We start from the raw sequence: 22,382 nt of genomic DNA, 5'->3' as shown, positions 1-22,382 counted from the left end.
CGCGGCAGAGGCATTGTCTGGCGGCATTCGTTCCGCGATGCCAGCAATTTCTGGCGCTTCCCTTCTGGAAGACGAAGATGCCCCACACCGTCAAGGGCCAGGGCGGCCCGACCGAATACCTGCCCAAGCTCCTCACCGTCTGGCGCGAGGGCTATCGCCTGTCCGACCTGCGCGCCGATGCGCTGGCCGGGCTGACCGTCGCCATCGTCGCGCTGCCGCTCTCCATGGCCATCGCCATCGCCAGCGGCGTCGGGCCCGAGCGCGGGCTGTTCACCGCCATCGTTGGCGGCTTCCTCGTCTCGGCGCTTGGCGGCTCGCGCTACCAGATCGGCGGGCCGGCGGGGGCCTTCATCGTCCTCGTCGCGGCCTGCGTGATCGAGACCGGGCTGCCGGGCCTGATCCTGGCCACCTTCCTGTCGGGCTTCATGCTGATCGCGGGCGGGGCGCTGCGGCTGGGGACCTATATCCGCTACATCCCCTATCCCGTCACCGTGGGCTTCACCGCCGGCATCGCCGTGATCATCTTCGCCAGCCAGCTGCGCGAGATGTTCGGCCTGACCCTGCCGGGCGCCGAGCCGGGCGAGATCCTGGCCAAGGTCGAGGCGCTCTGGGCCGCGCGGGGCACGGTCACCTGGGCCGCCGTCGCAGTGGCCGCGCTTACGGCGGCGGTGATCCTGGGGCTGCGGCGGCTGCGGCCGCATTGGCCCGGCATGCTGATCGCAGTGGCCGTGGCCTCGACCGCCGCCGCGCTTCTGTCCCTGCCGGTCGAGACCATCGGCACCCGCTTCGGCGCGCTGCCAAGGGTGCTGCCGGTCCCCGCCCTGCCCGACCTCTCGCCTGCAGCGATCCAGGCCGCCCTGCCTTGGGCCGCCAGCTTCGCGCTGCTCGGCGCGATCGAATCGCTTCTCTCCGCCGTCGTCGCCGACGGGATGAGCGGCGCGCGCCACCGTTCCAACGCCGAGCTGGTGGCGCAGGGGGTGGCCAACGTCGGCTCGGCGCTGTTCGGCGGATTCTGCGTCACCGGGACCATCGCGCGCACCGCGACGAACGTGCGCGCGGGCAGCCGGGGGCCGGTCTCGGGGATGCTGCATTCGCTGTTCCTCCTTCTGTTCCTGCTGGTCGCCGCGCCGCTTGCCGCCTATATCCCGCTGGCGGCGCTGGCCGGGGTGCTGGCCGTCGTCGCCTGGGGCATGGCCGAGCGGCACGAATTCGCCGCCCTCGTCCGCGCGACGCGGGGGGATGCGCTGGTGGTGCTGGCGACCTTCCTCCTCGTGGTCTTCCGCGACCTGACCGAGGGGATCCTGGTCGGCTTCTCGCTGGCCGGACTGGTCTTCATCAAGCGCATGTCGGAAACGGCGGGAATGCGCCCGTCGAGTGATGCGACCCCGGACGCCCAGCGTGCCGACCGCATCGTCTATCACCTGGAAGGCCCCTATTTCTTCGGCGCGGCGGCGCAGCTTGGCGGCGTGCTGGAACGGATCGCCGAGGCCCCCCGCGCCCTGGTGCTGGACATGTCGGCCGTGCCGCTGATGGACAGTTCCGGCGCGCGCGGCGTCCTGCAACTGGCGGCGCGGGCGCGGCGGCGGGGCGGGCAGATCTACCTGATCGGCCTGCGCCCCGCCCTGCGCCGGGTGCTGGAATCGCAGGGCGCGCGCGAGCCCGAGGTGCATTTCCTGCCCGACCTCGCCGCCGTGGACGCCCGCCTCGCCCAGGGCGAATCGGCCTGAGCCAGCCTTTTCCCCATACGGGGCAGCCCTACGGTCGCGGCCGCGACAGGTCACGCCTGCGTGAGTCCAGTGTCTTGAAAATGCTGCATTTCCGGCCCGGACTTTTCACCGCTTTTCTTTCTTGACCACATTTTCGTCAAGCAATTTACAGTTTTATGCATGAAAATTAGGGGTTTACGCGACATTTAACACGGTGGTAACTTTATTGCGGAGTGAGGTTGTTCCGCAGCACGGGACGACAGGTTCGCAGGACCCATCGCCGGGCCCTGTCGGTAGGAGGACCGCGATGACCGATCAATCAGCCCTGAAATCCGTTTACCCCGCCTCGGCCGAGTTTGTCGCAAAGGCGCATGTGGACGCCGCCGGCTACGAGGCGCGCTATGCCGCCTCGGTCAAGGATCCCGTGGCGTTCTGGGGCGAGGAGGCGCTGCGGATCGACTGGATCAAGCCCTTCACCAAGGTGAAGGACACCTCCTTCGCGCCGGGCGACATCTCGATCAAATGGTTCGAGGACGGGCTTCTGAACGTCAGCGCGAACTGCATCGACCGGCACATGCTGACGCGCGCCAACCAGACCGCGATCATCTGGGAACCCGATGATCCGAAGGAACCGGCGCAGCACATCACCTATGCGCAACTGCTGGAGAACACCTGCCGCGTCGCCAACGTGCTGAAGGCGCATGGCGTGACCAAGGGCGACCGCGTCGTCCTCTACATGCCGATGATCCCCGAGGCGGCCTATGCGATGCTCGCCTGCACCCGGATCGGCGCGATCCATTCCGTCGTCTTCGGCGGCTTCTCGCCCGACGCGCTGGCCAACCGCGTGAACGACTGCGAGGCGAAGCTGGTCATCACCGCCGACTGGGCCCCGCGCGGCGGCAAGAAGACCGGCCTCAAGGACAACACCGACAAGGCGATGCTGCATTGCTCGGACAAGGTGAAGGTGCTGGTCGCCAAGCGGACCGGCGACCAGACCTCATGGGTGGAAGGCCGCGACTTCGACCTGAACGCCGAGATGGCGGCGGCCAGGCCCTATTGCCCCTATGTCGAGGTCGGCGCCGAGGATCCGATGTTCATCCTCTACACCAGCGGCAGCACGGGCAAGCCGAAGGGCGTGGTGCATACCACCGGCGGCTACCTGGTCTTTGCCAGCCTGACGCATCAGGTGACCTTCGACTACCATGACGGCGATGTGTTCTGGTGCACGGCGGATGTGGGCTGGGTCACCGGCCACAGCTACATCGTCTACGGCCCGCTGGCGAACGGCGCGACCACGGTGATGTTCGAGGGCGTGCCCACCTGGCCCGACGCCGGCCGCTTCTGGGAAGTCTGCGCCAAGCACAAGGTCAACCAGTTCTACACCGCCCCGACCGCGATCCGCAGCCTGATGGGCCTGGGCGCGGAATGGGTGGAAAAGCACGACCTCTCCAGCCTCAAGCTCCTGGGCTCGGTCGGCGAGCCGATCAACCCCGAGGCCTGGTCCTGGTACAACACCCATGTCGGCAAGGGGAAATGCCCGATCGTCGACACCTTCTGGCAGACCGAGACCGGCGGCCACATCATCACCCCGATCCCCGGCGCGATCCCGCAGAAGCCCGGCTCGGCCACCAAGCCCTTCTTCGGCATCAGGCCCGAGGTGCTGGACGCCGCCACCGGCCAGGTCCAGACCGCGACCGAGACCGAGGGCGTGCTCTGCCTGTCCGACAGCTGGCCGGGCCAGATGCGCACGCTCTGGGGCGACCACCAGCGTTTCGAAGAGGCCTATTTCAGCCAGTACAAGGGCTATTACTTCACCGGCGACGGCTGCCGCCGCGATGCCGACGGCTATTACTGGATCACCGGCCGGGTCGATGACGTGATCAACGTCTCGGGCCACCGGATGGGCACGGCCGAGGTCGAAAGCGCCCTCGTCGCGCATGACGCCGTGGCCGAGGCCGCCGTCGTCGGCTATCCGCATGACATCAAGGGCCAGGGCATCTATGCCTATGTCACCCTGATGAAGGGGGTGGAGCCTTCGGACGACCTGCGCAAGAAGCTGGAGGCCTGGGTCCGCCACGAGATCGGCCCGATCGCCAAGCCCGACCTGATCCAGTGGGCGCCCGGCCTGCCCAAGACCCGTTCGGGCAAGATCATGCGCCGCATCCTGCGCAAGATCGCCGAGAACGACTTCGGCGCGCTTGGCGACACCTCGACGCTGGCCGATCCGGCCGTGGTCGACGACCTGATCGCCAACCGCATGAACCGGGGGTAACGCATGGCCCCCGTTCTCATCCTTCTCGGCCCGCCCGGCGCGGGCAAGGGCACCCAGGCGCGGATGCTGGAAGAGGATTTCGGCCTCGTCCAGCTTTCCACCGGCGACCTCCTGCGCGCCGCCGTGGCCGCGGGGACCGAGGCCGGAAAGCGCGCCAAGGCGGTGATGGAGGCCGGGCAGCTGGTCTCGGACGACATCGTTCTGGCGATCCTCAAGGACCGGATGGCCCAGCCCGACGTGGCCAAGGGCATCATCCTGGACGGCTTTCCGCGCACCGCCGGCCAGGCCGCCGCGCTGGATGCGCTTCTGGCCGAGGCCGGGCGATCCGTGACCGCCGCGATCAGCCTGGAGGTCGACGACGAGGCGATGGTCGCCCGCGTCTCGGGCCGCTACACCTGCGGTGATTGCGGGGAAGGCTATCACGACCAGTTCAAGCAGCCCGCGACCGCGGGGGTCTGCGACAAATGCGGCGGCACCGGGTTCAAGCGCCGGGCCGACGACAATGCGGTGACCGTGCGCGAAAGGCTCTCGGCCTATCACGCCCAGACCGCGCCGCTGATCGCGCATTACGACCGGCTCTCGGTGCTTCAGAAGGTGCCGGCCATGGGCTCGATCGACGGAATCCGCGCCACGCTGGCCGACATCGTCGGGCGCGTCGCGGCATGAGACCCGGGTTCCCGCCCTGACCCACGAGGAGGGGCGGACGGGGACCGGAAGGGAGGGGGAGGCAGGCTGCGCCAGGCCCCTTCAGGACGACCATCCCCGGCGGGATGGATGACAGCACGGGGCCTGCCAAAACGGGCGGGCACATGGCCAAGGACAACAGGGATCGCCTGGACCATCGGTTCAGGCCACAAGGAGGTAATGCATGACGACGACCACCACAAATGTGCGCGACCGCTCGCGCCCGATGACCGGGGAGGAGAAGAAGGTCATTCTCGCCTCCTCGGCCGGGACCATCTTCGAATGGTATGACTTCTATCTCTATGGCTCGCTGGCCGCCGTGATCGGCGCCCAGTTCTTCACGCCCTTCCCGGAAGCCACGCGCAACGTCTTCGCGCTTCTGGCCTTCGCCGCCGGCTTCATCGTGCGCCCCTTCGGCGCGCTGGTGTTCGGCTCGCTCGGTGACCTGATCGGCCGGAAGTACACCTTCCTGATGACGATCATGATCATGGGCCTGTCGACCTTCCTCGTCGGCATGCTGCCCAGCTACTACTCCTGGGGCGTCGCCGCGCCGATCATCCTGATCACGCTGCGGATGCTGCAGGGCCTCGCCCTTGGCGGGGAATACGGCGGTGCGGCGGTCTATGTGGCCGAACACGCGCCCGCCAACCAGCGCGGCTACTTCACCGCCTTCATCCAGACCACCGCCACGCTGGGCCTGCTTCTGTCGCTCATCGTGATCATCTCGGTCCAGGGCTACGTCAACGGCAACTATCCCGACCAGCCGGTGCTTGACGCCGCTGGCGCCGCCGTGATGAACGCCGACGGCACGCCGGCGATGATGAAGGCCTTCAACGCCTGGGGCTGGCGGATTCCCTTCCTGGGCTCGATCCTGCTGCTGGCGATCTCGCTTTATATCCGCCTGCAGATGAACGAATCCCCCGCCTTCAAGAAGATGAAGGAAGAGGGTGCCCAGTCCAAGGCGCCGCTGCGCGAGGCCTTCGGCAACTGGCGCAACGGCAAGATCGCGCTGATCGCGCTTCTCGGCCTGACCGCCGGGCAGGCCGTGGTCTGGTACTCGGGCCAGTTCTACGCGCTGTTCTTCATGCAGAACATCGTCAAGATCGACAGCTTCTCGGCGAACGTCTTCGTCGCCTGGTCGCTGGTGCTGGGAACGGGCGGCTTCCTGTTCTTCGGCGCGCTCTCGGACCGCATCGGCCGCAAGCCGATCATCCTCGCCGGCTGCCTGATCGCCGCCGTCACCTACTTCCCGGTGTTCAAGTTCCTGACCGAAACCGCCAACCCGGTGCTGTCGCACGCCCAGGACACCCCGATCACCGTGACCGCCGACCCGGCCGACTGCTCGTTCCAGTTCAACCCGGTCGGCACCGCGAAGTTCACCAACTCCTGCGACATCCTGAAGGCCGGCCTGACCGCGCGTTCCGCCAACTCCAGCACCGAGGACGCGCCTGCCGGCACGATCGCCTCGGTCAAGATCGGCGAGACCGTGATCCAGGGCTATGACGGCAAGGCCGAGAATGCCGCGGACGAGAAGAAGCGCTTCGATGGCGAGCTGAACGCGGCCCTGACCGCGGCCGGCTATCCGATCAACCCGTCCGAGAACACCTCGCTGGCCAAGGCCGAGCACTTCCTGGACATCTTCACCGTGCAGAAGCTCACGATCGTCGCGATCCTGACCTATCTGATCATCCTGGTGACGATGGTCTACGGCCCGATCGCGGCCATGCTGGTCGAGCTGTTCCCGACCCGGATCCGCTACTCCGGCCTGTCGCTGCCCTATCACATCGGCAACGGATGGTTCGGCGGCCTGCTGCCCGCGACCGCCTTCGCGATCTCGGCCCAGACCGGCAACATCTACGCGGGCCTGTGGTATGCGATCGTGGTCGCCATGATGACGGTGGTGATCGGCGCGCTGTTCGTGCCGGGCGGCACCCACAAGAAGGACATCTTCGCCGACGACGGGCGTTGATCAGCAAAAGGGCCGGGGCGGTTTCCGCCCCGGCCCGATCCCTGCGGCGGAAGCGCCCGCATCCTTTGCATGCCTCCCGACAAGTGCCGCGCCCGGCGGTCCTTTTCCGAAGGCAGGGATTATCCCCGCAGCCGCCGCACCAAAGCCGCGAGGGCCAGAACGATGCCCAGGATGATCAGGTTGGACAGGATCCCCGCCAGCACCGCCTGCATCAGGTCGGCCCCGCCGCCGATCCCGGTCGAGGGCAGGATCACCGCCACGAAGACCACGCCCGCCGCCAGCGGCAAGAGCGTCCCGGTCGCCGCCCGCGTGCGGTACATCGTGACCACCAGGGCCACGATCAGACCGATGCGGAACGGATCGGCAAGCTGCGACTGGATGAGTTCGACCATTCTGACATCTCCCTTTGCGCATCCTTCCCCGATCCCCCGCCGCCGCACAAGCCCCCCGGCACGACAAGGCGGCGGCCCATGATCGCCCCGCATCCCGCCCGCATCCTCGTGGTCGAGGACGAGGACAACATCGCCACCGCGCTGGAATATCTCATCACCCGCGAGGGCTACTGCCACGACCGGGTCGCCAGCGGCGCCGAGGCCCTGTCCCGCATTCGCGACACCCGGCCGAACCTCGTCCTTCTCGACGTGATGCTGCCCGAGGTCTCGGGCTACGAGATCTGTGAAAGCATCCGCACCGATCCCGCGCTGTCGGGGATCAAGGTGCTGATGATGACCGCGCGCGGCTCGGCGGTGGAACGGCGCAAGGGCCTGGCGCTCGGGGCTGACGGCTTCATCACCAAGCCTTTCGAGCTGAAGGACCTCCGCGCCGAAGTCCGCCGCCTGCTCGCGCCCTGACCCCCTCCTCGTTCGACTTCGTCTCCTCGTCGGGCGACACCGCGAGAAGTGACGAAGTCATCGACGCGCCGGCTTTCCCAGCTTACCGGGTTCCGCTTCGACAACCGCTCGGACGGCCTTTACAAGATCTCGCGCGGAACGCCTGCTTCGACAGGCCGCCGATCACGGATTGGCCGCGATCACCTCGTTCAGCCAGGGCACGAAATGCGAGATGTTGGTATAGGCCGAGAACAGCGCCGTCTCCTCGCAGCCCTGACCCGACTGGGCGCTCAGGCCCCAGCTCACGATCCCGGCCTGGATATAGCCGCCGTCCTCCAGCGGCACGACCAGCGGCCCGCCGCTGTCGCCGTTGCAGCTGGTCTTGCCGCCCTCGAAGGTGCCCGAGCAGATCATATTCTCGCTCACCGGCATCGGCGCGCGGGCCAGAAGCTCGTCCCAGATCGCATAGGCGTCCGCTTCGCCCACCCCCAGCGTCTGCACTGCATAGCCGAAGCCGCCCGCGGCATCCTCGGCCATCGCCTCCAGCATCGCCGAATTGCACAGCTCGCGATCCAGCACCTGGATCTGCGCCTGCCGCAACTGCGGCGAGGCCATCGCGCCCTCCTGCAGGCCCCAGCCGGTGACGATCGTGGTCACGCCCTGCTGGTTCAGCAGGTCGCCGTATTCGGCATCCGGCACCTCGATCGTCTGGAACTTCACCTTCGGCGCGCGGGCAAGCTTGACCAGCGCGATGTCGAAATCGAACTGGGCGCCCGAATAGGACGGGTGGCGGAAGATCGCCTCGACCGGGATCAGGTCGCCCTTGCCCGGCTGCAACTCGTTGGTGCCGACCAGGATCGAGACATCCTGCGGCATCAGGTCGGCGAAACTGCCGTCCTCCTGCGGCATGTGGATGCAATGCGCCGCCGTCAGCACCCAGCGGTCCATCACCAGCGAGCCGCCGCAGAACTGGGCATCGGTGCCGACCTCGGCCCCGGCGATCAGGAGCGCGACCTGCCAGGGCCAGGCCCCCTCGGCCGCCACCTCGCCGCCGATCACCTTGGCGCCCGCCACATCCGCCGCCTTCGCGCGTTCGGCCTTGGCGCCGGACCTGGCATATTCGTAGGGCGATGCCGTCACAGCCTTCGGCGCGGCAAATCCCGTCTCCTCGGCCTGGACCGGGGCGGCGAGGGCGAGGGCAAGCAGGGCAGGCAGGGTCCGCATCTCAATTCTCCATGGCAATCTTGGGGGTCAGGCGCACCATCTGGCGCAGCATCACCAGCGGGGCGGGTTTCAGGGTAAAGCCTCGGCTCCGCGCCTCGGGGTCCAGCCGCCCCTCCAGCCAGAGCACCATCGCATCCGCCCCGGCCGCGCGCGTGGTCTCGGGCCGGGCCAGGCGCGTCAGGTCCACGCGGGGCGCGTCGGGATCGGCGGGAACGGCCAGGATCCAGATCTCCTCCAGCCCCGCCGTGCTGCCGTCCTCGATCATCAGGCCGACCCGGACGCTCTCGCCGGGGGCCAGCCGGTTCGCCAGATTCTGCGCCGGCCAGATCGGCGTCACCGCGAAATCCGCCGCGAAGTACAGTACCGAGACGTCCTGCGCCCGGCCGCCGGTGTTCTCCAGCACCAGCCAGAGCTGGTCGCAGGGCGCGACGCCCCTGGCCGGGTCGAAGACCTCGGCCTTCCCCGCCGTGCCGCAGCCGCCGGTCGCCGCGCGCCGCTCGACGGTCATCGTCAGGGGCGGCACCGCCGTCAATCCGCGCCCGGTCGCGCCCGCCAGCACCGCGCGCAGCCGCAGCCCATGCGCCGCCTGCTCCAGCATCCGCGCCACCGCCTCGGCCGGCGTCTCGCCCGCCTCGGCCAGGATCCGGGGCGAGGAGCCCGGCCCGTCCGGGTCCAGCACCCCGTCCGCGCCGGCCAGCGCCACCGCCCCGTCCACCAGGATCGGCACCAGATCGGGCCTCGGCCCCGGCGGCGGGAGGGCGGCGGTCCAGGCGGCATAGTCCCGGCCGTCGCCCGGATCGGCCCGCACCGGCGCGGCCAGCACCAGAGGCTCGGGCGGCGGGGCGCTGACCAGTTCGGCCCAGGCCGCGCCCTCGGGCAAGGTCCCCGCGATCCGCGCCTCGCGCGCCGTCACCCCGGCCAGCGCAAGCACCGCCAGCGGCTCCCCGCCCGAGGCTTCCGCATAGACCGCCACTTCGGCCCCCTGCGCCAGTCCCTGCAGAAGGCCCCCCTCCACCTTCGCGCCGGCGACGGGCCACCGCGCCGCGCCCATACCCTCGCCGAAGACCTGCGCCTCCAGCATCGGCCCCTCGCCCTCGGGCATCTGCCGGGCCGGCCCCTGCACCATCGCCTCGGTCGTCGCGGCCAGGACCTGTGCCCAGCTTGCCCCCGGCGCCTCGCGCAGGACCTGGGCCAGCCGCAGGGTGAATTCGCCATGCCATGTGCCGTCGGCCATCGGATATTCAAAGGACCGCTGGTCTGATTGCGAGGAATAGAGGAACACGAACTCCCCGCTCAAGGGCGGCAGGGGGTTGCCCACGACCGGCACCACATCCTCCGGTATGCCCAGCAGGCCTTCCTCCACCACCCGCGCCACGCCCCCCGCGCCCAGCGCCCGGAATCCGGTGGCCGAATGGCAGGCGTCGATCAGCCCCACCACCCGCACGCCCCGCGACAAGGCACGCTGCGCCCAGTCCTGCAATTCATCGTCCAGGATCGCATTCTCGACCGCCCCGATCGCGCCCTTCCAGCCCGAGGCGTCGGCGGGCAAGAGGATCTCGTCATAGCCCCCGCCCTCGTCGCCCGACATGTCCGGAGCCTGCGCGCCGTGGCCCGAGAAATAGAAGACCAGCGTGTCGCCCGGCTGCGATTCCGCCGCCACGGCATCAAGCGCCGCCATGATCCCGGCCCGCAGCGGCAGACCCGTGACCACCCCCGCCGGCAGGCCCGAGGGATCCGAGGTCAGCACCACCATCGCCCCGGCGGGAACGCCCCGCGCGGCCAGCGTCCCGGCCATCAGGCGGACATCGTTCGCCGGTCCCTTCAGGTCGGCGTCCAGCACCAGATAGTCGCTCACCCCGACCAGGACCGCCCGAACCTCGGCCAGGGCGGCAGACCCGGACAGGGCAAGGGCGCAGAGGAGCGGAGGGAGAAGGCCACGCATGATGCGCAAACTCTATCCGCGCGCCGTCACGGAACAAGTGCCCCGCCGCGTATGACGGAATTTGTCACCGGCCCGTCGGCCCAAAATTTTTCGGCGAAAAATTTTGGGCCCGCCTCAGTTCCCCACCGGCAGCACCCGCCGCCCGCCCGAGGCGATCCCCGCCTCGATCCGCGCCTCGACCGCGTTGCCGTCCAGCGAGGCGAGGAACCCGTTGAACTCGGGCGTCGCCCGCACCGCCATCCGCCCGGCCGCGATCACCTTGTCGACCTGATCGCCCTCCAGCTTCAACCGGGTCGGCACAAGGTTCATCTCGTCGCGCAGATCGGCCGGAAGGTTGGCGAAACTCGCCTCGCCGACGAAGAGCTTCACATCCCTGCAATCCCAGCCCTCGGTATCGCCGCGCAGCCGCCGGACCTCGGCCAGCGGCAGGCCGCAGCGCCATTCGATCAGCTCCATCTCCCACAGCCTGAGTTCGCCCCGCATCGAGTCGTAGCCCGAGCGCGAGGCCGCCGACATCGCGCTGCCGGCAATCGACATCGCCAGATTGACGCCCCCCGGCCCCGCGACCTTCTGCGTCCAGCCGTAATCCGATTCCACCCCGGCATTGGCGACCAGGAACAGCATCCGCTTCAGCTTCACCGCCTCCTGCGCCGTCAAGGGCGCATAGGGCACCTCGGCCCGCGCCCGTTCCACCGCCAGGCCGGTGGTGCCGAAATTGTCGGTGATCCCCCCGTCCAGAAGCTTGACGAACTTCACTTCCTCGGGGTTCGTATAGCTTTCCAGCGCCCGCGCATGGGCCCGCATCGCCGCCGTCGCCTCGGGGTTGTAGCGCGCCGCGGTCAGCCAGTCCGGCTCGCGATAGTCGCAGTCGCCCTGATGGGCCTCCAGCACGATCGGGGTGAAGACCAGGGGATAGGCCGCCGATGCCGCCACCGCCTCGGACAGGCGCACCTGCGACAGGTCGGAACAGAGCGCGTCGAAGGTCTCAGGACTGAACAGGAAGGGCGTGTTGTTCGCCATGTCGGTGGCGTTGATCCAGGTCCTGATCCGCGAGTGGCGCAGGTCGGCGAAGGTCGCGCCGTGGAACAGGGTCTCGTCCAGCGTGCGGCCGAACGTGTCGCGCCCGTTCACGCCGCCGGCCACGCCCTTGACGATGGTCAGCGGGTTGAAGCCCGAGGTGACCATCCGCGCCTCGCCGTCGCTGGCCAGAAAGTCGCGGAACCCGTCCAGCCCCCGCGGCCCGTGCAGCCCGAACTGCGCCGCCATGATCGAGCCGCCCGACACGCCCGAGACCAGCCGCACCTCGTCCAGAAGCCCCTCCGGCCCCTCTCCCGCCGCCCGCAACTCCTCCAGCATGCCATAGGCGAAGGCCGTGGCCCGGAACCCGCCGCCCGAGAAGGCAAGGCCGACGAAAAGCTCGCCCTCCCCCGTTCCCGGATCCGACAGCGACGCGTTCTCTCCCTGCAAGGGCTGGTTCCGGGGCTGGTTCCAGGGGGCACAGCCTGTCAGGGCCAGAAGGGCGAATAGCAGGAAACGCATGCAGGAACCGGGAAAGGACGTTCACTCCGATTGCTGAAGCCTTGGCCAATGGATTTCAAGCGTGAATCCGGGGCCCTCGGGCAGGACCAGCCGCGCGCCGTGCCGCGCCGCGATGGCCCGGACCAGCGCAAGGCCAAGGCCGTGGCCGGGGGTGCCCCGGTCGCGCTCGGCCCTGGTGAAGCGGTCGAAGGCCTCGGCCTTCATCTCATCGGGCAGGCCCGGCCCGCTGTCGGCGACCCGCAGGACATGGCGGTCCCCGGCCTCTGCAAGGTCCAGCTCCAGCCGGTCGCCCGCCGCGCAATACTTGATCGCATTGTCCAGAAGGTTCGCCAGCACCTGCGCGATCAGGTTGCGGTCGCCCAGCACGCGCAGCCCCGGCGCGACCCGCGCCCCGGTCGCCAGCCCCTTGTCCTCGGCCAGCGGCTCGTAGAGGTCCCAGACCTCGGCCACGACCGCCGACAGGTCCACCGGCACCAGCCCCCCGCCGGTCCCGGCATCGGCCTCGGCCCGGCTGATGTCCAGCAGCGAATCGAACATGCGGATCGCCTGCCGCATCTCGGCCTTCAGCTCGGCCGCAAGCTCCTCCTGCCCCTCGATCCGCGACAGCTTCTGCAGCATCCGGTTCAGGGGCGTGCGCAACTCATGCGCGATGGTGTCGGACAGGCGATGCGTCGCCCGGTTCAGGTTCTGGATCCGGTCCAGCATGGCATGGACATGGGTTTCCAGAAGGCCGAATTCGTCGTCCGAACGCGCCCCCGGCAGGCGGGCGTCCAGGGCACCCTCGGCCACCCGGTCGGCAAGGTCGTTCAGCCGCCCGATCCGCCGCATGACCGAGCGCGCGGCCAGCCAGCCGACCCCGCCGCCCGCCAGCAGCAGCGCCGCGAACAGCCCCAGCATCCCGCGCCGCATCGCCGCCAGCGTCTCGTCCACCGGCCGCAGACTGCGCGCCACCAGCAGCGGGAAGCCCCCCGGCAGGTCGCGCGCCACGGCCAGCCAGCGCACCCCGCCGTCCAGGATGATTCCGGCCGGTTCCACCGCAAAGCCCTCGCCTTCGGTCGCCACGCCCTCGGGCCAGGCGGCCCGCGTGCCCGCCAGCACCGCGCCCTGCCGGTCCAGCAGGACCAGCATCTCCTCGCCCGTCGCCGCCGTCGCGCGATAGTCGATCGCCTGCCGCAAGGCGATGATCCGGCGCTGGTCGTATAGCGCGCCGAAGCCCGCCAGATCCGCCGCCAGCGCCGCCCGTTGCGCCGCCATCAGCCGCGCCTCGACCAGCCGGTATTGCAGCGCCATCGCCCCCAGCGACAGAAGCGTCACCGCCAGCGCCATCAGCGCCGCCAAGCGAAGCGTCGCCCGCGCCGCCATCGGCCGGGCCAGCGTCACCCGCCCACCCTGGGCGCAAAGACATAGCCCTCGCCCCGCGCGGTCTGGATCGCCTGCGAGCCCGCCTCCTCCAGCTTGCGGCGCAAGCGGCCGACATGGACATCGACGACATTGGTGCCGGGGTCGAAATGCAGGTTCCAGACGTTTTCCAGAAGTTGCATCCGCGTGACTACCTGCCCCGCATTCCGGGCGAAATAGGTGAGCAACTCGAACTCCTTGGGGCTGACGGCGACATGCGCGCGCCTTACATGCACCGTCCGCGCCTTCAGCCTTATCTCCAGCTCGCCGAAGGCCAGCAGGTCGTTGTCCAGCACCTGCATCGTGCCCCGGCGCAACAGCGCCCGCAGGCGCGCGCGCAGTTCCTCGGGCTCGAAGGGCTTCGGCAGGTAGTCGTCCGCGCCCTTCTCCAGCCCCTCCACCCGGTTCGCGGCCCGGCCCAGCGCCGAGAGAATCAGGATCAGCGCCGAGGATCCCCCGGCCCTTATCCGCGCCATCGCCTCCACCCCGTCGCCGCCGGGCAGCATCCGGTCCAGCACGATCACCCGGTAGGGCGTGGCGACGGCGGCCGCGATCCCCGCCTCCAGCGTGTCGCGATGGTCGGCGGCGCAGCCCAGGCCCTCGACCTCGGCCCGCACGGCGGCGGCGGTCTCGGGGTCGTCCTCGACGATCAGGATACGATCTTGCATGGCCCCGCCTTCACTGCACGATCATTCAGAACACGACCACGTCCGGGTCAAGCACATTCGCCCCACCCACCGGCCGCAGGCCCCCGGTCTCGCCCCAGGGGTCGAGGTAGATGTGCCGCGTCGCACCGCCCGGCGCCGCCACAAGGATCAGCACCGGCCCGGTGATCTCATAGCCCGCCAGATCGACCGCCGCACCGTTCACCGCCAGGATGCGGTCGCCCTGCGCCAGCCCGGCAAACAGCGCGGGCGAGTTCTCGGTCACCCCCGTCACCACGCCCGCATCGTCCAGCACCACCCCCAGCGCCGCCAGCCGGTAGGACCTGACCGCCATCGGCGCGGCCTGCCCCAGCTCACGCAGCCGTAGCCCGTCCGCGTCCTCGGCCGCCAGCGACAGCGCCAGCTCCAGCCGCGCGCCGCCGCGCATCAGCGTCAGCATGGCCTCGGTGCCTGCCCGCTCCAGCGCAAAGGCCAGTTCCCCCGGCTCGGCCAGCGCCGCGCCGTCCACTGCCAGCAGGATATCCCCCGCCGCCAGTCCCGCGGCCCCGGCCAGCGAGTCCGCCTCGACCCCGTCCACCAGCAGGCCGCCGACCGGCACGCCCAGCGCCGCCGCCACCTGCCGGTCCACCGGCCGCGCCCTCAGCCCCAGCTTCGGCAAGGGCGGCAGCGTCTCCGCGACCAGTCCCGGCACGATCCGCGCCAGATCGGCGGCCGAGATCGCATAGGCGATGCCCACGAACATCCGGCTGCCATCGGCGATCTGGCTGTTCATCCCCAGAAGCCGCCCCCCGGCATCCACCAGCGGCCCGCCCGAGGACCCCGGATTGACCGCCGCGTCATGCTGGAGCAGCCGCAGCGGCACCGTGATGTCCACCTGCCGCGCGGTCGCGGAAATCCGCCCCTCGGTCAGCGTGAACTCCACCCCGAGCGGCGCGCCCAGCGCGAAGACCTCATCCCCCAAGCCCGGCACGGAATCCGCCAGCACCAGCCCCTCGCGGCCCGGCGCGACCGAAAGCACCGCCACATCCCGCACCGCATCGCGCGCGATGACCAGCGCCAGCTCCTCGGCCCCGTGCCGGTCGACCAGCCGCACCTCGTCGGCCTCGCCCACCACATGCGCATTGGTCACCGCCACCGACCCGTCGCCCCAAAGGAAGGCCGAGCCGAGGAAGCGATCCTCGGCATCCGCGCCATGCACCGTGAACACCCGGTCCATCGCTCGGTCCAGCGCCCTCGCCTCGGCCGGGCCGATCAGCGCCACCAGCACCAGCACGACCAGCACCGCCACTGCCTCGACGAACCGCATCGGTCGGCCTTGTCCCTGCCTTGCCTGCATCATCATACACCTTGTCTGCCTCGTTGCCGCCTTGCTAGCAGCCGCCTTCCGGCAGGGCACATGACAAAGGCCGTCATGCGGAAATCCCGCATTTACAGGCGGAAGGCCGCGCCGCATCCTGCCGCCAGACAGAACCGGGAAACCCCATGCGCCGCAGCCTCGTTGCCCTGACCCTGATCCTCGCCCCGCCCGCGCTGGCCGAGACCCCCTCGCCGGTCAAGACCGCCGAGCTTTCCGCCCGCCTCTACGCGCTGGGGCTGGCGCAGGGCGACCCGCTCCTGATCCTCTCCGCCGCCCGGTTGCGCAAGACGCTGGCCCCCACCGCCAGCGACCGCGCGCCCGAAGGCGGCACCCCGGTCGCGGGCACCCCGCTGACCTGGGAGGAGATGCTGGCCAGCGCCGAACCCCTTGTCACCGGCGACGAGGCCCTCGCCGGCCTCATCGACGACATCCGCGCCGAGACGGTGAAGGGCGTCGCCTCCGGCCCGGTCTACAACATCGGCCAGTTGGCGAACGGCGGCGGCGACACCTACCCGCCGATCGAGTTTCGCGGCGGCGAATATGCCGAGGTCTATGTCGAGGCCAGGGCCGCCACAAACCTCAACCTCACCGTGCGCGACGACAAGGGTCGGCTGGTCTGTTCCGACACCGACATCAGCCATATCGCCTATTGCGGCTGGACACCGGCCACCGGCGGAACCTTCTCGCTGACGGTGGAAAACAAGGGCCCCGCCGCGGCCCCCTATGCGCTGATGACGAACTGATGCTGCGCGCCCTTCTCACCTCCGCCCTCTGCCTTGCCGCCCTCCCTGCCCTGGCGCGCGAGAATTACGCGCTCCTGATCGGGGCGAACCAGTATCCGAACCTGGAGGAACGCTGGTGGCTGAAAGGCCCCGCGAACGACGTGCAACTCGTCGCCACCTATCTGACGACCGAGGCCCCGGTTCCCTTCGCGCCCGATCATGTCGCCCTCCTCTCCGACGGCGTCCCCGGCGCCACGCCGCCCACCCTGGCCGCGATCCGCGCCGCCTTCGCCGACCTGACGGCAAAGGTGCAGCCCGGCGATTTCGTCTACCTCCATTTTTCCGGCCACGGCACCCAGGCCCCCGCGTTCGATCCGGCCAGCGAACTCGACGGGCTGGACGAGCTTTTCCTACCCGTCGACATCGGCCCCTGGTCGAACCAGGTCGGCGCGGTGGAAAACGCGCTGGTCGATGACGAGATCGGCGCGCTGATCGACGGGCTGCGTGGCAAGGGGGCGAATGTCTGGGCGGTGTTCGACAGCTGTCACTCCGGCACCGTCACCCGCAGTCTCGACGCATCCGGGGAGGAGGTCCGCACCCGCCAGCTTCCGCCCGAGGCGCTGGGGATCGACCCCGAGGCGGTGGAGACCACCCGCTCGGTGGGCGACCCGCGCGCGCCCGAGGCCCCGTTCGACGCCGGGGAAGGCGAGGGCAGCTTCGTCGCCTTCTTCGCCGCCCAGACCAACGAGGTGACGCCCGAGAAGAACCTGCCCAAGGGCAAGCCGGGAAGGAAGCCGCAGGGCGTCTTTACCTGGACCCTGATGGAGGTGCTGGCCGAATATCCGCAGGCGACCTATGCCCAGATCGGGCAGGAGGTCCTGCGCCGCTATGCGGTGAAGAATCTCGCCCGCTCCACCCCGCTGTTCGAGGGCGACCTGGACCAGGTGGCCTTCTCCGGCACCGGCGGCGTCCGCGTCGCGCAATGGCAGGCCGAGGCGACCGGGGCGGGGCTGACCATCCCTGCGGGCAGCCTGCACGGCCTCAGCGAAGGCGAAGTGCTGGCGGTGCTGGCCAGCGCGGCCGATGCCGACGATGCCGCATTGGGCTTTGTGCAACTGACCACCGTCGATACCTTCACCGCCACCGGCGCGCCGGTGGAACGGGACGGCAAGGCCCTGCCCGCCGACCTGCCCAAGGGCGTCACCCTGCGCAAGCTGGACGAGGCGCTGGATTTCACCCTGACCGTCGCCCTGCCCCGCGCGGGCTCGCCCCCCGCCGACGCGCTGCTTTCCGCACTGGAGGAGCTGACCGCCAGCGCCGGCCCCCGGATTGCCTTCGTCCCGGCGGAGCAGGAGGCCGACCTCCGCCTCGCCGTCCTGCCCGACAGCCCCCGTCCCGAGGCGATCTGGGTCCTGCCCGCCACCGGCCTTGCCGGGGATCTGGCCTCGACCCCCTCGGTCCTGACCACCGACAGGTCGGGGGCGGACCTCGCCGCGACGCTGGCCGACACGCTGACCACCATGGCCCGGGCGCAGAACCTGATGAAGCTCGGCGCGGCGGTGGGCGCGGGCAATCTGGAGGTCGAGGTCGAACTCCTTACCCGCACGCCCGAGGACCGCACCCTGCGCCCCCTGCCCTTCGCCCCGGTCCCGACGCTTCTGCCCGAGGACGAGGTGCATGTGCTTGCCCGCAACGGCAGCGACGGGCCGGTGGACGTGAACGTCCTCTATATCGGCGCCGACTGGTCGATCAGCCACTGGTTCTCGGGCCGGCTGCAGCCGGGGGACGAGTTGAAGAAGGGCCTGTTCAAGATTTCCGATTCGGTGCTGGGGCAGGAGCGGATGCTGGTCGTGGTCACCCCCGCCAAACCGCAAAGCCCAGTCGAGGACCTGAGCTATCTGGCCCAGGACGCGCTGGACACCAGCCGCAGCCTCGGCGGCAGCGGCATCGATGCGGCGCTGGCCGAGGCCGGTTTCGGCGAGACCACACGCGGCGCGGTGGCCCTGGGCGAGGAGACGGCGGAAGGACCGGGCCCGGCGATCCTGCAACTGGACCTCAGGACCGTGGCCGCCGAATAGGGCGCAAGCGAAAGGGGGCGAGTCGCCCACCCTGCTCCCGCGTCAGGATCGAGCCGGGACCACCTTGCCGGGGTTCATCCGCCCCTCCGGGTCCAGCGCCCGCTTCACCGCCCGCATCACTTCCAGCGCCACCGGGTCCTTGCGCCGCGCCATCGAGGGCAGCTTCGACAGCCCCACCCCATGCTCGGCCGAGAAACTGCCGCCCAACTCCTCCACCACATCCTCGACCAGTTCCAGCACCCGGTCCTTCAGCCCCGCATCGTCGCCGGTCGGGAAGACGGTGAAATGCAGGTTGCCGTCGCCCAGATGCGCCACCGTCAGGCTTCGGGCCCCCGGATCCAGCGCCTCCAGCCGCGCCAGAACCCGGGCCAGGAATACCTCCACCCGGTCCAGCGGCAGGCAGACATCCGTGTCGACGATCGGCCCCAGCCCCAGGCACAGCTCGGCCGCCGCCTCGCGCCGCGCCCACATCGCCCGGCGCTGCTGCTCGCTCCGGGCGATCACCGCATCGGTGACCAGCCCCTCCTCCAGCATCCCGGCCAGCACCCGTTCCAGAAGCGCGACCAGCGGCACCTCGCCCGTCGCATCCGGCCCGGCCTCGGCAGGCACGGTCGTCGCCGCCTCGATCAGGATCGTCACCTCGGGCAGATGGTCGAAGGCCAGGCCCAGGTCCGGCCGCACCTCGCGCAGCCGTTCGGAATAGCTGCGCGGCATGAACTCGAAGGCCTCGACCCTGCCGCCCGTCGCCTCCTGCATCCGGTTCAGAAGCAGCAGCGCATCCGGAAGCGAGCGCGCGGCCAGCGTCGCCGTCGCATGGGCGCGCGGCAGCGGCACCAGCTTCATCACCGCCGCCGTGATGATCCCCAGCGTCCCCTCGGCCCCGATGAACATCTGCTTCAGGTCATAGCCCGAATTGTCCTTGTGCAACTCGCTCATCAGATCCAGCACCCGCCCGTCGGCCAGGACGACCTCCAGCCCCAGGCAAAGACCCCGTGTGCTGCCATAGCGCAGCACGTTCGACCCGCCGGCATTGGTGGACAGGACACCCCCCAGCATGGCCGAGCCGCGCGCCCCGAACCACAGCGGGAAATACAGCCCCTCCGCCTCGGCCGCGTCATGCAGGCGCGACAGGATCACCCCCGCCTCGGCCACCACCAGCCGCGCATCCCGTTTCACCGCCCGGATGCGGTTCATCCGCTCCAGGCTGACCATCACGCCGCCCGTGGTCATCGTCCCGCCCACGAGGCCGGTATTGCCGCCGACCGGCACAACCGGCACGCCATGCGCCGCCGCCACCCGGACGCAGGCCGCCACCTCGGCGGTCGAGCCCGGGCGGACCACTGCGACCGGCGCGCCCTGATACTTGCCCATCCAGTCGCGCGCATGGCGGGCCATGTCCGCCCCGGTCAGCACCTGCGCCGCGCCAACCGCCGCGCGAAGATCCTCGATCAGCGCCATCCTTCCCCCATTCCGGGCGAATACCTCATGCGGCGATGAACCGCGCGCCCAGCATTCCGCGCAGGGCCTCCAGCGCCGGGGCCGCATCCTCGCACCCCGCCCCGATCCGGACCGCGACCGTTCCGGCGAAACCGAACGCCGCGCGCTTGTCCGGGGCAAGCGCGATCTCCAGTCCCTTCGGCCCCAGCGTCACGCTTTCCACCCCGTCCTCGGCCCCGAAGGTCTCGTCGCCCACCTCGAACCAGACCGGCCCGCCGCCTGCGTCCTGGCGGAACAGGACGTAATTCTCCTCCTCGTCCTCACCCTCGGCGAAGCCGACGAACAGCATCCCCTCATCCTCGACGACCGAGCCATAGGCCGCCTTCACCACGATATCCGCCATCCTCACCCCCTCAGGGCCATTTCGCGACCGGAGGCAGGCTCATCAGCACCGCATTGGCGTCATGCCCGGTCTCCAGCCCGAATTTCGTGCCCCGGTCGTAGACCAGGTTGTATTCGGCATAAAGCCCGCGATGCACGAGTTGCACCTCGCGGTCGGCCTCGGTCCAGGCGGTCGCGATGCGCCGTTCCGTCACCGGCAGGAAGGCCGGCAAAAAGGCGCTGCCGACGTCGCGGGTAAAGGCGAAATCCGCCTCCCAGTCGCCGGTGTTCAGGTCGTCGTAGAAGATGCCCCCCACGCCCCGCGCCCGGCCGCGATGCGGCACGAAGAAATACTCGTCGGCCCAGGCCTTGAAGCGCGGGTAGTAATCCGGCGCATGGGCATCGCAGGCGGCCTGCATCTGCCCGTGGAAATGCGCGGTATCCTCGGCATATTCGATGCAGGGGTTGAGGTCCGCCCCGCCGCCGAACCACCAGGCGCCGGGGGTCCAGAACATCCGGGTGTTCATGTGCACCGCCGGGGTATGCGGGTTGACCATATGCGCGACCAGGCTGATGCCGCTGGCCCAGAAGCGCGGGTCACCCTCCATCCCCGGCACGCCCCGCGCCGCCATCGCGCGCTGCGCCTTCTCACCAAGGGTGCCATGCACCTCGGACCAGTTGACGCCGACCTTCTCGAACACGCCGCCGCCGCGCATCACGCTCATCAACCCGCCGCCGCCATCGGCGCGCTGCGTCGGCGTCACCTCGAACCGGCCCGGCGCGCCCTTGGCATGCCGGTCCTCCAGCGCCTCGAAATCCGCGACGATGCGGTCGCGCAGGCCCCGGAACCAGGCGGCGGCCTCGGCCTTGCGGCTGTCAAAGAGATCGGTCATCCTTCGCCTCCGGCTGCTTCCGGCCCTGCCTAGCATCCCCGCGATCCGCTTTCCACCGCCGCAAGGAGGGATCCCGATGAAACGTCTTGCCCTTACGCTCTGCGCCCTGCTCGCCGCCTGCGGCACCCCGCAGGAACAATGCATCAACCGCTCCACCCGCGACCTGCGCACCGTCGACCGCCTGATCGCCGAGACCGAGGCCAACCTCGCCCGGGGCTATGCACTCGAAACCGTCACGGTCTACGAGACCGAATGGAACTGGTGCCACTCCCATTCGAAACCGGGCGAACCGCCGCGCCCGCCGCATATGTGCCTCGACCGCGAGCCGGTGACGAAGACCCGGCCCAAGGCCATCGACCTGCGGGACGAGGCGCGGAAGCTGGAAAGCCTGAAGCTCAAGCGGCAGGAACTTGCGCGTGCGGCGCAGCCGCTGATCGCCCAGTGCAGGGCGCAATACCCGGAATGATCAGTGCGAGGGCGCGCAGGCCACGTCCAGGATGCCGCGCCCGCCGTCGACCGTCAGCACCTGCCCGGTGACAAAGCCCGAGGCATCCGAGGCCAGGAACTGCACCGCCTCGGCCAGTTCGGCCGGGGCGGCGATCCGGCCCAGCGGCGTGGCCGCCGTGATCTGGTCGCGGTAATCCGGGTTGTCGCGCAGCGCCACCTGCAGGCTGGCGCTCATCACGCTGCCGAAAGCCACCGCATTGACCCGGATCCCCTTCGGCGCCAGCGCCACCGCCAGCGAGCGCGTCATCTGGTCCATCGCCGCCGCCGCCATCGAATAGCCCAAAAGCTCGGGTCGGGTGGCCCGCGCCGCGATGGACGAGATGTTGATGATCGCGCCCAGCATCGTGCCCTCCTCCAGCCCCGCGCGCTGGCCGTGCTGGATCATCCGCTTCGCCGTCATCTGCGACATCCGCAGCGCCGAGAGCACGTTCTGCCGCCACAGTTCCTCGACCCCGTCGGCCTCGGGGTTCAGCACCTCCGAGACCATCATCTTGCGGTTCGCGTTCACCAGGATGTCCAGCCGGTCGAAGGCATCGACCGTGGCCGACAACAGGTTGGCGATGGTCAGCTTTTCCGTCAGGTCGCCGCCGAAGATGCGGATCGGCCCTTCGGCCCGGGCCTCCTCGCCCAGTTCGGCCTCCAGCCGGGCCTCGTCGATGTCGGCGAACATCACGTTCGCCCCCTTGTCGACCAGGTGCCGCGCGATGGCCAGCCCGATGCCCGAAGCCGCGCCGGTCACGATGGCGGTCTTGCCGCTGACGGAAAAGGACATGCTCTG

General features: G+C 69.7%; 19 protein-coding genes. 8 read left to right on the top strand and 11 right to left on the bottom strand.

What is annotated here, in order from left to right:
• Nucleotides 1-77 precede the first annotated feature (77 nt).
• The 4 genes from ACE3UA_RS13165 to ACE3UA_RS13150 all read left to right on the top strand — a co-directional run bounded on the left by ACE3UA_RS13165 (nucleotide 78) and on the right by ACE3UA_RS13150 (nucleotide 6,631).
• Complete coding sequence (locus tag ACE3UA_RS13165; RefSeq protein ID WP_374645821.1) at nucleotides 78-1,727, top strand: SulP family inorganic anion transporter; 1,650 nt, start codon at nucleotides 78-80, stop codon at nucleotides 1,725-1,727.
• 286 nt (nucleotides 1,728-2,013) lie between these two features.
• A complete protein-coding gene (acs, locus tag ACE3UA_RS13160; protein WP_374645819.1) occupies nucleotides 2,014-3,978 on the top strand; it encodes an acetate--CoA ligase in 1,965 nt (654 codons plus the stop codon).
• Between the two features lie 3 nt (nucleotides 3,979-3,981).
• On the top strand, nucleotides 3,982-4,644 hold the full coding sequence (locus ACE3UA_RS13155; RefSeq protein WP_374645817.1) for an adenylate kinase: 663 nt from the start codon (nucleotides 3,982-3,984) through the stop codon (nucleotides 4,642-4,644).
• A gap of 202 nt (nucleotides 4,645-4,846) precedes the next feature.
• A complete protein-coding gene (locus tag ACE3UA_RS13150; protein ID WP_374645815.1) occupies nucleotides 4,847-6,631 on the top strand; it encodes an MFS transporter in 1,785 nt (594 codons plus the stop codon).
• A gap of 119 nt (nucleotides 6,632-6,750) precedes the next feature.
• Here the strand turns inward: ACE3UA_RS13150 and ACE3UA_RS13145 are convergent, their stop codons facing one another.
• Nucleotides 6,751-7,023 carry a hypothetical protein gene (locus tag ACE3UA_RS13145; RefSeq protein WP_374645813.1) on the bottom strand — a complete coding sequence of 91 codons (273 nt, stop codon included), beginning with the start codon at nucleotides 7,021-7,023 and terminating at the stop codon, nucleotides 6,751-6,753.
• Nucleotides 7,024-7,101: 78 nt separating this feature from the next.
• On the opposite strand from ACE3UA_RS13145, the gene ACE3UA_RS13140 reads away from it, so the two are divergent.
• The gene (locus tag ACE3UA_RS13140; RefSeq protein WP_374645811.1) at nucleotides 7,102-7,482 is read left to right on the top strand and encodes a response regulator transcription factor; all 381 of its coding nucleotides are present in this window, start codon (nucleotides 7,102-7,104) and stop codon (nucleotides 7,480-7,482) included.
• 162 nt (nucleotides 7,483-7,644) lie between these two features.
• Here ACE3UA_RS13140 and ACE3UA_RS13135 read toward each other — a convergent pair whose 3' ends face one another.
• From ACE3UA_RS13135 to ACE3UA_RS13110, 6 genes are all read right to left on the bottom strand, one after another.
• Nucleotides 7,645-8,685, bottom strand: coding sequence for a serine protease (locus tag ACE3UA_RS13135; protein ID WP_374645809.1), 1,041 nt, complete (start codon nucleotides 8,683-8,685; stop codon nucleotides 7,645-7,647).
• Nucleotide 8,686: 1 nt separating this feature from the next.
• Nucleotides 8,687-10,627, bottom strand: coding sequence for a caspase domain-containing protein (locus ACE3UA_RS13130; RefSeq protein ID WP_374645807.1), 1,941 nt, complete (start codon nucleotides 10,625-10,627; stop codon nucleotides 8,687-8,689).
• Between the two features lie 114 nt (nucleotides 10,628-10,741).
• The gene (locus ACE3UA_RS13125) at nucleotides 10,742-12,166 is read right to left on the bottom strand and encodes a patatin-like phospholipase family protein (RefSeq protein WP_374645805.1); all 1,425 of its coding nucleotides are present in this window, start codon (nucleotides 12,164-12,166) and stop codon (nucleotides 10,742-10,744) included.
• Nucleotides 12,167-12,187: 21 nt separating this feature from the next.
• Nucleotides 12,188-13,546: an ATP-binding protein gene (locus ACE3UA_RS13120; protein WP_374645803.1), complete on the bottom strand. Its 1,359-nt coding sequence runs from the start codon at nucleotides 13,544-13,546 to the stop codon at nucleotides 12,188-12,190.
• Nucleotides 13,543-14,232: a response regulator transcription factor gene (locus ACE3UA_RS13115; protein WP_374645801.1), complete on the bottom strand. Its 690-nt coding sequence runs from the start codon at nucleotides 14,230-14,232 to the stop codon at nucleotides 13,543-13,545. The genes ACE3UA_RS13120 and ACE3UA_RS13115 overlap by 4 nt, the downstream gene beginning before the upstream one ends.
• A gap of 25 nt (nucleotides 14,233-14,257) precedes the next feature.
• The gene (locus ACE3UA_RS13110; protein ID WP_374645799.1) at nucleotides 14,258-15,535 is read right to left on the bottom strand and encodes a trypsin-like peptidase domain-containing protein; all 1,278 of its coding nucleotides are present in this window, start codon (nucleotides 15,533-15,535) and stop codon (nucleotides 14,258-14,260) included.
• Between the two features lie 176 nt (nucleotides 15,536-15,711).
• On the opposite strand from ACE3UA_RS13110, the gene ACE3UA_RS13105 reads away from it, so the two are divergent.
• Both ACE3UA_RS13105 and ACE3UA_RS13100 read left to right on the top strand, forming a co-directional pair.
• Nucleotides 15,712-16,329 (top strand): hypothetical protein, encoded by a 618-nt coding sequence (locus ACE3UA_RS13105; protein WP_374645797.1) that lies wholly within the window; start codon nucleotides 15,712-15,714, stop codon nucleotides 16,327-16,329.
• Nucleotides 16,329-18,386, top strand: a complete 2,058-nt coding sequence (locus ACE3UA_RS13100; RefSeq protein ID WP_374645795.1) for a caspase family protein — start codon at nucleotides 16,329-16,331, stop codon at nucleotides 18,384-18,386. Before ACE3UA_RS13105 ends, ACE3UA_RS13100 begins: the two co-directional genes overlap by 1 nt.
• Nucleotides 18,387-18,428: 42 nt before the next feature.
• Here ACE3UA_RS13100 and ACE3UA_RS13095 read toward each other — a convergent pair whose 3' ends face one another.
• The 3 genes from ACE3UA_RS13095 to hemF are packed head-to-tail and all read right to left on the bottom strand — an operon-like array spanning nucleotide 18,429 to nucleotide 21,097.
• Complete coding sequence (locus tag ACE3UA_RS13095) at nucleotides 18,429-19,844, bottom strand: FAD-binding oxidoreductase (RefSeq protein WP_374645793.1); 1,416 nt, start codon at nucleotides 19,842-19,844, stop codon at nucleotides 18,429-18,431.
• A gap of 25 nt (nucleotides 19,845-19,869) precedes the next feature.
• Complete coding sequence (locus tag ACE3UA_RS13090) at nucleotides 19,870-20,226, bottom strand: hypothetical protein (RefSeq protein WP_374645791.1); 357 nt, start codon at nucleotides 20,224-20,226, stop codon at nucleotides 19,870-19,872.
• A gap of 10 nt (nucleotides 20,227-20,236) precedes the next feature.
• Nucleotides 20,237-21,097 (bottom strand): oxygen-dependent coproporphyrinogen oxidase, encoded by an 861-nt coding sequence (gene hemF / locus ACE3UA_RS13085; protein ID WP_374645789.1) that lies wholly within the window; start codon nucleotides 21,095-21,097, stop codon nucleotides 20,237-20,239.
• Nucleotides 21,098-21,173: 76 nt separating this feature from the next.
• Between hemF and ACE3UA_RS13080 the strand changes: the two genes are divergently transcribed.
• Nucleotides 21,174-21,563: a hypothetical protein gene (locus tag ACE3UA_RS13080; protein WP_374645787.1), complete on the top strand. Its 390-nt coding sequence runs from the start codon at nucleotides 21,174-21,176 to the stop codon at nucleotides 21,561-21,563.
• Here ACE3UA_RS13080 and ACE3UA_RS13075 read toward each other — a convergent pair whose 3' ends face one another.
• Nucleotides 21,564-22,376, bottom strand: coding sequence for an SDR family NAD(P)-dependent oxidoreductase (locus ACE3UA_RS13075; RefSeq protein WP_374645785.1), 813 nt, complete (start codon nucleotides 22,374-22,376; stop codon nucleotides 21,564-21,566). It abuts the gene before it with no gap.
• Nucleotides 22,377-22,382: the final 6 nt, after the last annotated feature.

Source organism: Tabrizicola sp., assembly GCF_041919135.1.
Taxonomy (GTDB): domain Bacteria; phylum Pseudomonadota; class Alphaproteobacteria; order Rhodobacterales; family Rhodobacteraceae; genus Tabrizicola.
The sequence above is the reverse complement of the archived record's forward strand: the minus strand, read 5'-3'. Positions and strand labels throughout refer to the sequence as shown.